Origin of the sequence: Paraburkholderia sp. 35.1 (genome assembly GCF_050436525.1) — a bacterium.
In the GTDB taxonomy this organism is placed as follows: Bacteria; Pseudomonadota; Gammaproteobacteria; order Burkholderiales; family Burkholderiaceae; genus Paraburkholderia; species Paraburkholderia tuberum.
Map to the genome: position 1 here is coordinate 102332 of NZ_JBNDMJ010000002.1, position 12850 is coordinate 115181.

Here is a 12850-nt window from a genome sequence, read left to right on the forward strand (position 1 = left end):
GTAGTGGCCTGTCGGGCGAAGAAGCATCTGGGAAGCGAAACGAGTCCCGACAATGGCGGTCCTGCGTGCGATGACGGATTTCGCCGGCGAGTAGCACACGCTCCTCCGGGTGAGTGGCCGATGAAGTACTGAGAACGGTCCTCGCCGTCCTTATGGACCAGGTGGCGGCAAAGGGTCGGAAGTGTGAGTTCGCGATGCCGGAAGCTGTCGCCCGGCTGCTCGACACCGCTACCGTCGGCAATCCATAACATTGCCGACGTAGAATCCAGCCCGCGCTATGGTCGGCATTGGGCGAACTGTACTCGACGGTCCTCGGGCGGATCTCCGATGCACGCCATTCATTCGGGTGACGGTTTCGCAGGATGGGTGAGCGGCGACAACTTGCCCGCTTCGCCGGAAAGAGGCGCGACAGAAAGTGGCCGCACGAATGCGCGTGCAACATCACGTCGTGCGACCAGCGCTGACTGCACTAGAGTTCAGTTTGTTCGGAAATCTCCAGCGCGTCATCGACTTCAATGCCAAGATACCTGATTGTGCTTTCAATCTTGCTATGGCCGAGCAACAACTGGACGGCTCTGAGATTCTTGGTCCGTTTGTAAATCAAGGTCGCCTTCGTACGGCGCATCGAATGGGTGCCGTAGACTGTCGGATCAAGTCCAGTTGCGCTCACCCATCGACTTATCATCCGGGCATACTGCCGGGTGGAAAGATGCGGGGACGCCGACAGTCGACTCGGGAAGAGGTACTGCTCCGATCGCAGGGCGGCCTTGTCAAGCCACGCGCGGACTGCCGACCGGGTCGGCTCACTCAGCTCAAATTGGACGGGACGCTGGGTCTTTCGCTGAACGACTTGCGCCCGCGGCAAGACCTGGTTGACGTGAGTGACATCGCGAACTCGCAGACTGACAAGATCGCAGCCACGCAGTTTACTGTCGATTGCGAGGTTGAACAAGGCAAGATCGCGGACAGCATGAGCGTTCTGAAGGTGGATCCGGATGGCCCAGACGTCTTTGGGTCTGAGCGGTGGCTTCTGGCCGACCAGCTTGCCTTTATTCCACGCTTCACGGGATTGTTCGGTCTTCATGGCAGACTCCCACAGGGAACGATGGGAGTTCCATTGTGAAACTACGCTCTCGCCACTGTTCACAATCGTGCCGATTGTTGCCGCCAGCGCATTCCCAACCATCGTGACTCAACGGCTGGTTCACATCGAAATTTGACCAGATCCATCACGGCGACGCCTTTGCTGCGAATGCCGGATGGCGAGTTCCTATCGCTGCAATCCTATTCGCTTGCTGAGACGATCTACGAGTCGCCTTTCTACTGGATGGCCCGAGACAAGGCGTATCTCCCGACGCTAGACAAGAACCGGGGCGACTTCACCGAGATGTTCGTGGCAGAGCGCCTTGGGCTGGTCTTTGGGGCCGATCGGGTGTACTTGAACGTCGACATATTTGAGACGAAAGCTGCGAAGGTGTCCGACATTGATGTGCTTGTAGTGTGGGGTGATCGGGTCGTGATCGTGCAGGCTAAGTCTAAGCGACTGACGCTGGAAGCGCGGAAGGGAAACGACCAAAGCATCCGCGACGACTTTAAGAAGGCGGTGCAGGCGGCTTATGACCAAGGGATCACCTGCGCGAAGTGCCTCCTCGATAAGCGTCGTAAGCTCGTGTTGGCAGACGGAAGCGAACTTGCTCTGCCAACGGATATTCGAGAGGTCTATCTTTTCTGCGTTGTCAGCGACCACTACCCGGCGCTGAGCTTCCAGGCGCGGCAGTTCCTCCAAACCGAGAATATCGACTGCGTGCAGGCACCGTTGGTGATGGATGTGTTCGCCATTGATGTCATGACAGAGATGTTGCAGACCCCGCTACAATTTCTTAGCTATGTCAACCGCCGCGCCAACTACGCGGAGCAGATTATGGCTTCGCATGAGCTGACGGTTCTCGGCTACCACCTCAAGCAGAACCTTTGGGTGCAGGGCGACGTCGACCTCATGCAAATTGGCGATGACTTTACCGCCGGGCTCGATGTTGCTATGGCAGTTCGGCGCACCGGCATACAAGGTGCGGCCACCCCGGATGGCATTCTGACCCGCTTCGGTAGCACGACAATCGGTCGAGTGGTCAAGGAGATCGAGGCGCGACCAGAACCTGCGACTATCGATCTAGGTTTTATGCTCCTGGAGATGAGCGAGCAGGCCATCACCGAAATCAGCCATGTAGTCGATCGGCTGGCAGCCCGCACGCGTGCAGACGGCAAGGTGCATGACGCGTCATTCGCCTACTCTGAGAGCGGCTCGGGCATCACTTTCCACTGTAATGATGAGCCGACACATGTCGCGTTACCGCGCTTGCAATCCTACTGCCAACGCAGGAAATACAAGCAGAAAGCTGCGAAATGGTTCGGCTTGTGCATGGGTTCCGACGGGCAGAACGTACGGTTCGGAGTTTCTCTGACCTATCCATGGGCCCCAGACGCGGACATGGACGAGAGAACCCGAAACATGTTGACTCCAATGCCAATCGATCAGGGGCTGAGGGCGGTGCTAGGGAAACGGGAGCGACCTAAGAAGGTCGGCCGAAACGATCCGTGCCCCTGCGGTAGCGGGCGCAAGTATAAGAAGTGCTGCCTTATCGGAAGCTAGCTTTGCCCCTGCCTCAGGGCATCCCTAACCGATGGCTAACGACTGCAGAGCCAACCCATAGCGGCCCATGGCCGACGATCGACCCAATGACCGCAATGGCGACGACTTGTCATCCCGGGTGCCGCGGCGGGCGCCCTTTGCATGCCGGAAGTTGGGTCGATATTCCCGTGCTGGAAGCGCGGTTCAGCGTGGACATTGCGCGTCCGCTGACCGTCTGGTCAGATGCCACGTTTCGAGGAAAGAGCGGCGCGACCATCCGCGGCTGACCGGGACGGCAAGAGGTTCCATTGCGAGGAATGGGCAATGGGTCCGCAGGAGCACGGTGCCAATATGAAGGATAAGGCAGAGGATTTTTAGCGAAGCACAGACGGCGCACGAGGCGCGCGTTGGCACAACGTGCGGGCCGTCTGTGCTTCGCTAAAAATTCTTTGAGCTAAACCGCTCCGCAGACGGTTGGGCTATGGGCATTGAATCGAAGCGCGCTTGCGATGTTCACGACGACAGTATTCGCAGCGTCCGGGATGAACGGTTGGAGGTCCGGGTTGAGGAAGGAATGTCCGCGCAACGCAGACGATGAACAATCGACGCGGGGTGCGTGCGTGGACGGTCGGCGCCGTCTGGCCAAGCGTGTCCAACGGTGCCTGCGAGACGCGCTGGAACCGGTGTTGCAGGAGAAGGGGTCGAGATTCATCGGGAATTCGCCGGTGGTGCTCGCGGCGGCGCACAGGGTAACAGCCGGTCGATGCACAGCATGCGCCCGCGCGAGCACACCGGACAGTCGCGGAGCGAGCGGCCTGTGAGTTTCGCGTAGCGGTCGCGATAGTCAGGTTCGGGAACGCTGCAGGCCATGGCGGTGGGTTCGACGTTGAGCAGATGACGGCATACGGTCAGCCGGGGCTCACGCAGGCGATTGCTGAGCAACCCGTAGTGGCGGATGCGTTGTAGCCCACGCGGCAACACATGCAGCAGGAAGCGCCGGATGAATTCGTGGGCGTCCAGGTGCATCACGCGCGGCCGGCCCGGATGACGATAGTCCTTCCAGCGGAACGTGACGTGGTCGGCGCTCAGGCCGACGAGGCGGTTGTTGGAGATCGCGACGCGGTGTGTGTAGCGGCCGAGGTAGTCGAGGACCTGCTGCGGGCCGCCGAACGGCTCCTTTGCATAGACCACCCACTCGGTGTGCCGCGAACCGGCCAGGTAGCGGGCAAATTCGCGTCGTTCGGCCAGGTGCGCCAGCGAGGAGAAGAACCGCAGTTCGCCCACGTCGAAGGCGTGCTGCAACCGTTCGAGGAACAGTCGCCGGAACAGACGCGAAAGCACCCGCACGGGCAGGAAGAAACCAGGCTTGCAGGCAACCCAGCGGCTGCCGTCGGGTGCGAGGCCACCGCCCGGGACGACGCAGTGCAGGTGGGGATGATGCACAAGATTCTGCCCCCACGTGTGCAGGATCGCGATGAAGCCGATGGTCGCGCCGAGATGGCGTGGATCGGAAGCGATCGTCTGTAGCGTTTCGGCCGTGGCCTGAAACAGGATGTCGTAGACCACGCGCTTGTTCTGGAAGGCGACCGACGCGATCTCCTCGGGGATGGTGAAGACAACATGGAAGTACGGTACGGGCAGCAGGTCGGCCTGGCGGTCCTCGAGCCATTGCGCGCGGGCGAGCGACTGGCACTTCGGACAGTGCCGGTTACCGCAGGAGTTATAGGCGATGCGCTGATGTCCGCATGTGTCGCACTGTTCGACGTGGCCACCGAGCGCTGCGGTACGACACTGCTCGATCGCGCTCATGACGCGACGCTGCTCCCGGCTGAGCGAGTCGACATGGACTTCCCGATACGTTGGCCCGTGGCGACGCAGAACGTCCGCCAACTCCAGCGCGGCGCGCATGATCGCGCTCAGCTTACGGACGGCGGCGCGGAGCAGATCGATGTAGGAGATTGTTGAGGCAGTCGGTCGAACGGACTGGTCGTCGCGCAGACGGTGCTGGTTGCGACCTTCAGATAGCGCGACGTGGTGGCGAGGCTGCGATGGCCGAGCAGTAACTGGATGGTCCGCACATCGGTACCTGATTCGAGCAGGTGCGTCGCAAACGCGTGACGCAAGGAGTGCGGAGTGATGGATTTGCTGATGCCGGCACGGCGACGCGCTTGCTGGCACGCCAGGCGTATCGTTGCTGGATCGATGGGCTGGTCAGGAAACCGCCCGGGGAACAGCCAGTACTGTGGCCGGCCGATACGCCAGTAGCTGCGCAGGATCTCCAGCAGTCGCGGCGAAAGCATGACGTAGCGGTCGGTGTCGCCCTTGCCCTGTTCGACACGCAGTACCATGCGTTGGCTGTCGATGTCGCTGACCTTCAGGCGGGTTGCTTCCGAGATGCGCAGGCCAGCCGCGTACGCCACCATTAGCAGGCTGCGATGCTTGACGCTTCTGATCGATTCGAGAAACCGCGTCACCTCGTCGGGGCTAAGAATCACCGGAAGTCTGCGCGGTACCTTCGACATGGGGATCTCGTCGATCGGCCAGTCGCGTTTGAGCGTGATGGTGTACAGGAAGCGCAGCGCCGCCGTGGCCACCACCAGCGTGCTCCGGGAACGCTGCTGGAATTCAGCGAGGTGCACCTGGTAAGCGCGAATCTCCTCCGGGCCCAGCAGCGCAGGCGAACGTCCGAAGTATTGGGCGAAGCCGCGGACCTGCTGCAGGTAGGCGCGCTGGGTATTGGCCGCGAGGTTGCGCACGCGCATATCCTCGATCATGCGTCGACGTAATGCCGTCATGGCGGACTCCTTCGAAATGGACAGGGCAGAAACTGCACTGCCATCGTCGCATTCGAAGAAATGCTCGCCGTCAACGATGCCGAAGCCGACGCCGTTGGCCAACCACCTGCTACCGCGTCAGCGGTTTAGTTCAATGTCCTTTATCAGATATAGAAGAAGTGTCCGGCCGGATGTGCAGGGGACGCCGGAGCAGGCACACTTTCACGAGCGGCCGCGCCTGCGATCGCCCGTCATATCCGGCTACGCCGGACCTCACTTTTCTGGAGCGCCAACATGGCCGATGTCGAGCAGTTCAAGGACGATTTGGAAAACAACGCAGACGGCCTGATTGGTGGCAGCCGGGGGGACTTCATGGAAGCGCTGGGGGAGGCGGTGTATGCGCGCGTGGGCAGTGACCAGCTGGACGGCATTGTTGCCGCATACCTGAGGCTGCAGGAGGTCCTCGATGAAAACGTCGACAACCTGGACGACGAGGCTGACGAAGCGGTCGACAACGCGACCAGCGAGTTCAGTGAGACGGTCGGCAAGCTCCTGGGGGTGTAGTCGCTGGCCCGTGGTGGTCTCACACAGTCTGCGGGGGCGCCCGGCGCGTCCGGATACAGGACGTTGACATGACGGACTACAACACGGACTTTGCGCTATGGGCCCGCGAGCAGGCCGCCCGGTTGCGGGCGGGTGCGGCCGACCTGGATCGCGACAACATCGCGGAAGAGCTCGAAGCGCTCGCGCGGGCGCTGCACGGCGAACTGGACGAACGCATGGCCCGGCTCATCCAGTCGCTGCTGCAATGGTCGCTGCTCGAGGGCGACCGGCAGCCCAGGTGGTATGTGACGATCCAGGAAGAGCGCGACATGATCCCGCGCCTGCTAGCCGACGCGCCCAGCTTGCGCCAGGACTGGCCCGAAACGCTGACCCGGGCGTGGCGCCGCGCCCAGGACGATGCGTGTGACGCCACCGGCCTCACGCGCGCGCTGATGCCGTCGGCGTGCCCGTTCACCAGCGAACAGATTCTCGATACTGCTTTCTGGCCAGGCCAACCATGACGCAGCTGGTTTTACGCGAAAGCATTGCCCCACCCGCGCTGGTCATCGCCGCCGGTGAACGGGCGGGTATCCGTTTTCTGGAATTCTTCGCGTCGGCGATCCGCAACCCGCATACGCGTCGTGCGCATGCGCGCGCCGCGGGGGATTTTCTCGCGAGGTGCGCCGGCGCCGGCGTCGCGTCGATCACGGCCGTGCAGCCGCTGCACGTTGCCACTTGGATCGAGCGGCAGACGCAGACGTCGTCGGCGCCGACCGTCAAGCAGCGGCTCGCGGCGATCCGCCATCTGTTCGACTGGCCCGTCACCGGCCAGATCGTGCCGCACAACCCGGCTGCGTCGGTGCGCGGGCCGAGCCACAGCGCACGTAAGGGCAAGACCACCGTGCTCGAGGCGAGCGAGGCGCGGCAGCTGCTCGACCGCATCGATGTGACGACGCCCGTGGGCCTGCGCGACCGTGCGCTGATTGCGCTGATGGTGTTTTCGTTCGCGCGCGTGGGGACCGCGCTGGCGATGCGGGTCGATGACGTCTATGTGCAGCACCGGCGGCTGTGGTGCGCTTGCGCGAGAAAGGCGGCAAGCGGCACGAGATGCCGTGTCACCATACACTGGAAGCGTATCTGCACGCCTACCTCGATGGCACGGGCATCGGTGCCGATCCGAAGGGGCCGCTGTTCCGCACGATCGCGCGTGGCACCGGGCGGCTGAGCACGACCCCGCTGCCGCAGGCGAACGCGTATGCGATGGTGCGGCGCCGGGCACTGGCGGCCGGGATCGGCACGGCCATCGGCAACCATACGTTCCGCGCGACCGGCATCACCGCGTATCTGAAGAACGGTGGCACGCTCGAGAACGCCGCAGCAATGGCCAATCATGCGTCGACGCGCACCACGCAGCTGTATGACCGGCGCCACGACGAGATCAGCCTGGACGAGGTGGAACGGATCCGCGTGTAAGACACTCTAGCACCTATCCCGACTCGCTTCGTAGTCCATAGTAAATCGATTGTCTCCAACCGGCCATAAGCAGCCGCCGGAACCCAACCTGCGACCGTCCGTTCCCCATTCAACATACGACAGCCACTGGGGTTGACCTGTCTTGCGTAGCAATCGGAAAGGAGGACTGCAGGGCTCCGCGTCGCCGGAATCGTCGCTATTTCCATACGCAGAGAACCGACGGCTGCCATTGCTTCGATCTGAAGGCCCGCGTTACGCGACGCCGTACAATGAGGCGTTTCCCACCCGTCGACAGATCGCATTCTGCGCCGCCCTACATCGCCATGAATCACGACACTGAACACGCTCTCGCTGCCGCGCAAAAGAACCTCATGGCCGGTCAATTCGACGATGCAACACGTCTGCTGAGCGGTATTCTGGCAAGCGTCCCCGACCACGGTGAAGCTCTTGCGGGCCTCGGTTACATCGCGGCCAAACAGGGCGATCATGCACGCGCAGCGGCGTATCTGATACAGGCATCGGCGCACATGTCCATGTCGGCGGAACACCTGAATTTCGCCGCGCAGGTGTGTCAGTTGGCGCAACGTCACGATGATGCGATAGCGCTGTTCGAGCGCTGCCTGGCCCAGTTTCCAAACCATGCCGCTTCATTGCATGGCGTCGCAATGTCGCTGATACAGCTTGGCGAACCGCAGCGTGCACTCGAAATCCTGGTGCATCTGTGCAAAATCCAGGCACATTCAGCCGAAGCGCATTACAACCGGGGCGCGCTGCTCGGCAAGTTGGAGCGCTATGAGGAGGAACTGGATGCCTACCGGCAGGCGATCGCGCTCAAGCCGCGTTTCGTGCGCGCATACGTCAATCTCGGTGTCGCGTTGCGGGATCTGCGACGCTTTGATGAGGCGTTGCTTCAATTCAAGAAGGCGCTTTCGCTCGATCCGAACGACGTCGGCGCCCGCACCAATCGGGCTCAGACGAATTTGCTGCTCGGCGAATTCGAACACGGCTGGCGCGAATATGAATGGCGTTGGCGCGATGGCACCGATAGCCACGGTTTTCCGCAGAACACCCTATGGACCGGCACCCAACCGATACGTGACAAGACAATACTCGTTCATCACGAGCAGGGGTTCGGCGACACGCTGCAATTCGTGCGTTTCGTGGATCGACTCAGTGCAGTTGGAGCTCGGGTCGTGTTGCGTGTTCAGGATGCACTGCTGCCGCTTCTCAAGAATTATCAGGGTGCGGCCGAAGTCATCGGCGAGACAGGACAGGTGCCGCATTTCGATTATCACGTTCCGACCCTGAGTCTACCGTTTGCGCTCAAGGTTCGTGCACCCGATCTCGCGGTGACCGGTCCATATATTCACGCAGACGACGCGCTTGTACGTCAATGGGACGATCTTTTTGCAGGCTCTGCTCGACGGCCGAGAGTTGGGATCGTATGGTCGGGAAGCCTGACGCATGTAAATGACTGCAACCGGTCTATGTCGCTCAAGCAACTGAAGCCGTTGTTAGATGCCGACGCGGACTTCTTCGCGCTGCAACAGGATGTACGCGACAGTGATCGTACGTGCCTCGCGCAGCTTGAGCAGCGCGCGGTGCTGCGTGATGTTTCCACGCGGCTCACTACGTTCGCTGAGACGGCTGCGCTGATCGCTCGCCTCGACCTCGTCATCAGCGTCGACACGGCTGTAGCGCATCTGTCGGGGGCGCTCGGCAAGCCCGTATGGATTGCTTTGCCGTTCATGCCGGACTGGAGATGGCAACTCGACAGAAGCGATAGTCCATGGTACGCACAGGCGCACTTGTTTCGACAAACGACGCGAGGTGATTGGACTGGCGTAGTGGCTGCGCTTCGCGCAGAGCTCGACGCATTGCGGGGTGCCTGAACGACGCCCTACGTACAGCGAGCGCCCACTCATGTGCTCGCGGGGGTTTGAGCCGCAAATGTGATCGTGTCATCTCCGTCGGGTCGATTAACCGCTTTGAGCGAGCAAAGCGCGTCGAATGGCCGGGTGAAGACACCGGTTGAATCCGCCGCTCTCTTACGGACATTCGCTATGGTGACTCGATATGCGGCTCAGGGTCGGCAGGACTCGTTCACCGTTCCCGGAAGCCGACGTTCGACTGCATCTCATCGCGAATGACAGCAAAGCGATGCACGGCAGCCGCACAGCGGCTGAACGGCGAGCGTCGGCTATGGCCGATGAAGCGACCAGCATTCCCGCTTCGCAATGGCTGCTTGCAGCGGCACAACAGTCGCCTGAGTGTCCGAACTTCGTTGCGTCCGAATGTCACTTCATGGCCGAACTGAGCCGCGTCGCTCCGCGCATCACGCACGCGAGTTCCGACGAAAACGACTTCGTGTCCCTGACTGAATCCAAAGGCCCATCCTCCAGTCTCCTTTGAATTGCAACAGGCTATCTATTGGGCCGTTGAGGCTATGGAAGCTGTCACGACGGCGGAAGCCATGGACCGTCAGGAACAACTTAGACAGCACCTTTCACATTTATCCGCCAGAGAAATAGCGAAGGCGTTAGCTGAAAAAGAAGGGTTCGCCGCCAAGGAGCGGAAGCGGAAATCACAACTATTGCTTGAAAAACGCCATGCCGCCATGAAAAAAATTGAACGTTTGGTAATCGCTGAGTGGTCACGCGACCCAAGCGCATTCCCTTCCGCGTCGAAAGCCCTCCGTCGTACGCAGGTTTTTCAATCTAGGCTCCGAGCATAAATTCGTATCGACCCGTCCAATCCCGGACGATTTCCACGTCGATACAATGAAAACGAAGAAAGCTAAAAAACCCCTCTCTGACTTCGACACGCTGCCGAACGCGGCTGGCGTGTCCGTTGAAGTCGTTGCTGCGCTTTTTGATTGCAGCAATTCCACGGTTTGGAATCGCACCAAACGGGGCGATCTGCGTCGCGGCGACCTGTTCGAACTGCTCGTTCGCGAAGGCTGGCTGTATCGCACGAGCGACGACAGATGGCGCGCAACGGCGCAGGCGCTCACGGACGGAGTTGCTCTGATGCGCGGACCTTCTTCAATCGCGTGGCCGCAACTGACGCCCGATGGCCCGGGCTGAAATCTCGCGCCGCCTCGCTCATGGGTGAATTTCATGCGACAGACCTGATCCCCTGAATTCGTAACTCAGCCTCGCAGTGAGCAGTGCTGTGATATCTGCGAAACGGCCCGTACTGGCGGGCCGCCAAGCGCGTGCTACAGGCCGCTGACGTCGGCGTGGGCGTGTACATGGAGCCGGTTTGGGCGGACAGATACGCTGCTGTTGAATAAAAACATAGCGGGGACAACCTCTTCATGCAGCTCTAGAACCTTTTTGTACTTGCCCTCGTTATGTTCGTTTTCCAACACAACAAAACAGGCTTTTTCCAAGGTGCATACTAAAAACATATGGCCCATCTATCATCTTCCTTGCACTATCAAAAAACGACAAGACCCTACGAGAGACCTACCGTGAGCAAGTTCGCAAAACTGTTGAAGTTGGTTGTGTCCGCAACGAAGCGCCCGGAATTGCCGGAAGACCATACGGGGAGTCAGGCTTCAATGGCCGCGCAGCGCGCCACGGGCCAGGCCGAAGCAGATATGCAGGACGCGTTGAAGGCCGCGGCAACGGAAAGGAATGGCGCGTGCGACCGGCTGCTGAAGTTCCTTGGCCGCGCCTTTGGTTCAAGAACTGACCCGATGGCTACCCGACGCGCCCAACGGGTCGCAGTCAAGGCCGTGGCTTTCATGTCGAAGAACGAGGCGCTGTTCGCCACGATTGCCGACGCGGAAGCCAGAGCGTTCGACGCCCTCACCCGTACGTATGGCTCAATCGCGCTCGAATACCCGACAGACAAGCAGCTTGACGAACTGTACGGCCTGGCACTGCGCCATGGCAGTCCAACGGCTCGCACGGACGATGAATCGACAGCCGCATATAAGAAATCGAGCTGGCCAGATTCGCGAAGCTTTGTCGAGCAGTAGCCGCCACGCTCACCAGCCGGATTGACGCCTTGAACGGTCGAGTCGGCAAGCCGTTAAATGCAACCGTCGGCACAGTGGGCTCTGGTCGGAAAATGGAACGCCGCGACCCCCAAAGACGATCACCCACCGCCTGCCAGGAGTCGGTCGGCGAGACCCTCAAAAGGAAGTGAGGCCCGTCATGAACATGCTAACCATCACCGCTCGCCAGCTCTTGTTGTATAGCCACACCCTCGCCTTCGCCTTCGCCATCGTGCGCGTGTTGCGGGAAGACGTGGCGCTGCTCACAGCTCGGCGCATTGATGCCGTCAGACTGGAAACCACCGGACGTACCATTGCAGGGTTGCTCGGCCTGCTCTGGATAACGGGCGTCGCTATGATCCTGCTTGGCACCGGCTTACACGTGGCTGTGCTGGTCTCCAAGCCGAAGCTGGCTGCAAAGCTGACAGTGGTATGCCTGCTGACGGCGAACGGCTTGCTGCTGCATCGAGTCGCGTTTCCGATGCTGACCACACCGCAGCGTCGCCCACGTCGGGCGGCGACGATATGCGTCTTGTTGGGGGCCATCAGTTCGGTGTCGTGGCTCTATGCGTCTTTTGTAGGCGTGGCGCGCCTTATCGCCCCGGCGATGTCCTATACGGGCTTCCTAGCCTTGTACGGGGTGGGGCTGGTGGGCGGGATCGGGACTGCGTTGGCGGTGGCGCGGCCGCGTGTGGAGCGGCTATTGGCTCCGTTGTCCGGCGGGGACGTGGTTGTCGGTTCGGCGCCAGCCGGACGATTGAGCTTGCCGCCTTTTTAGCGCAACCCCGAAATAGCGCCGCACGCAACGCCATCCGGTCGTTCAAGTCGAGCGCGGGCTTGGCGACCTACGTCTCAAGTTCCTGCCGGCGATCAACCAGACGCGCGGTGAATTCCGGCGAGAGTTGCGCGCCGATCACGTAGCTGTCACGCTTGCCGATGCGGTCGTCGGCAACCGTCTGCCGACGACCATCGGCCCCGAGGAAAGACGTTTCCCCCAACGGTGGAAGCATGATTGCACCACGATCCGCCAACCTCTCGATCGCACGCTTACGATTCTTTAACGATTGTTGATGGTTATTTGCGGGCGCAATAGCTGTTGCACCCTTTTCTGTCGTCAGTCGGGCCCTTTATGCCGCCGTTTGCACCCTTTGCGACGGGTGCAATTTCTGCACCCTTTAGCCAATCTGCAATACGGAACGGACTGTGGGGCGTGTTGCCATTCGGTCGACAGCAATCCGGGCGCACATGCATGTCGGTCAAGTCGCATGATTATTTGCGCATTTTCGACTTCGACATTGCCCGCCAAACGCTTGCTGGTTGAGGCATACAGGAACTCGGTACGATTTAAAACGAAGAGTTTGACCGGAATTTTCATGCACGGAGCGCGCGTGCCACGTTCAGACCGTCGAGGCAACCACGCCGGTTTGC

The 12850-nt window shown here is 60.8% G+C and carries 14 protein-coding genes and 1 pseudogene; 10 read left to right on the top strand and 5 right to left on the bottom strand.

The features are described 5' to 3' along the window. Window positions 1–469: 469 nt before the first annotated feature. Window positions 470–1084 (bottom strand): tyrosine-type recombinase/integrase, encoded by a 615-nt coding sequence (locus OKW27_RS06290; protein WP_429332934.1) that lies wholly within the window; start codon window positions 1082–1084, stop codon window positions 470–472. Window positions 1085–1252: 168 nt separating this feature from the next. On the opposite strand from OKW27_RS06290, the gene OKW27_RS06295 reads away from it, so the two are divergent. Further along, window positions 1253–2647, top strand: a complete 1395-nt coding sequence (locus OKW27_RS06295) for an SEC-C metal-binding domain-containing protein (RefSeq protein ID WP_429334557.1) — start codon at window positions 1253–1255, stop codon at window positions 2645–2647. Window positions 2648–3334: 687 nt separating this feature from the next. Here the strand turns inward: OKW27_RS06295 and OKW27_RS06300 are convergent. Continuing rightward, entirely contained in the window at window positions 3335–4537 is a 1203-nt protein-coding gene (locus OKW27_RS06300) for an IS91 family transposase (protein ID WP_429334558.1), read from the bottom strand. A 5-nt stretch (window positions 4538–4542) separates the two neighbouring features. Further along, entirely contained in the window at window positions 4543–5523 is a 981-nt protein-coding gene (locus OKW27_RS06305; protein ID WP_429332935.1) for a tyrosine-type recombinase/integrase, read from the bottom strand. Between the two features lie 171 nt (window positions 5524–5694). Here OKW27_RS06305 and OKW27_RS06310 point away from each other — a divergent pair, with 171 nt between their 5' ends. The 7 genes and pseudogenes from OKW27_RS06310 (at window position 5695) to OKW27_RS06340 (ending at window position 10502) form a co-directional block, all read left to right on the top strand. Next, window positions 5695–5964: a hypothetical protein gene (locus OKW27_RS06310; RefSeq protein WP_429332936.1), complete on the top strand. Its 270-nt coding sequence runs from the start codon at window positions 5695–5697 to the stop codon at window positions 5962–5964. A gap of 68 nt (window positions 5965–6032) precedes the next feature. Further along, window positions 6033–6464 carry a DUF29 domain-containing protein gene (locus tag OKW27_RS06315; protein WP_429332937.1) on the top strand — a complete coding sequence of 144 codons (432 nt, stop codon included), beginning with the start codon at window positions 6033–6035 and terminating at the stop codon, window positions 6462–6464. After that, window positions 6461–7416: pseudogene (locus tag OKW27_RS06320) on the top strand (tyrosine-type recombinase/integrase). Before OKW27_RS06315 ends, OKW27_RS06320 begins: the two are co-directional and overlap by 4 nt. A 323-nt stretch (window positions 7417–7739) precedes the next feature. Next, window positions 7740–9308, top strand: a complete 1569-nt coding sequence (locus OKW27_RS06325; RefSeq protein WP_429332938.1) for a tetratricopeptide repeat protein — start codon at window positions 7740–7742, stop codon at window positions 9306–9308. 184 nt (window positions 9309–9492) lie between these two features. Continuing rightward, window positions 9493–9828, top strand: a complete 336-nt coding sequence (locus OKW27_RS06330) for a hypothetical protein (RefSeq protein ID WP_429332939.1) — start codon at window positions 9493–9495, stop codon at window positions 9826–9828. 61 nt (window positions 9829–9889) lie between these two features. Further along, window positions 9890–10150 (top strand): hypothetical protein, encoded by a 261-nt coding sequence (locus OKW27_RS06335; RefSeq protein WP_187613837.1) that lies wholly within the window; start codon window positions 9890–9892, stop codon window positions 10148–10150. A 46-nt stretch (window positions 10151–10196) separates the two neighbouring features. Continuing rightward, window positions 10197–10502, top strand: coding sequence for a hypothetical protein (locus OKW27_RS06340; protein WP_429332940.1), 306 nt, complete (start codon window positions 10197–10199; stop codon window positions 10500–10502). 134 nt (window positions 10503–10636) lie between these two features. Here the strand turns inward: OKW27_RS06340 and OKW27_RS06345 are convergent, their stop codons facing one another. Further along, window positions 10637–10837: a hypothetical protein gene (locus OKW27_RS06345; RefSeq protein WP_187613839.1), complete on the bottom strand. Its 201-nt coding sequence runs from the start codon at window positions 10835–10837 to the stop codon at window positions 10637–10639. Window positions 10838–10891: 54 nt separating this feature from the next. Here OKW27_RS06345 and OKW27_RS06350 point away from each other — a divergent pair, with 54 nt between their 5' ends. Both OKW27_RS06350 and OKW27_RS06355 read left to right on the top strand, forming a co-directional pair. Then, a complete protein-coding gene (locus OKW27_RS06350) occupies window positions 10892–11404 on the top strand; it encodes a hypothetical protein (protein WP_429332941.1) in 513 nt (170 codons plus the stop codon). A gap of 178 nt (window positions 11405–11582) precedes the next feature. Then, window positions 11583–12200, top strand: a complete 618-nt coding sequence (locus OKW27_RS06355; RefSeq protein ID WP_187613841.1) for a hypothetical protein — start codon at window positions 11583–11585, stop codon at window positions 12198–12200. Window positions 12201–12267: 67 nt separating this feature from the next. Here the strand turns inward: OKW27_RS06355 and OKW27_RS06360 are convergent, their stop codons facing one another. Beyond that, a complete protein-coding gene (locus OKW27_RS06360) occupies window positions 12268–12432 on the bottom strand; it encodes a hypothetical protein (RefSeq protein WP_222944983.1) in 165 nt (54 codons plus the stop codon). Between the last annotated feature and the right edge of the window lie 418 nt (window positions 12433–12850).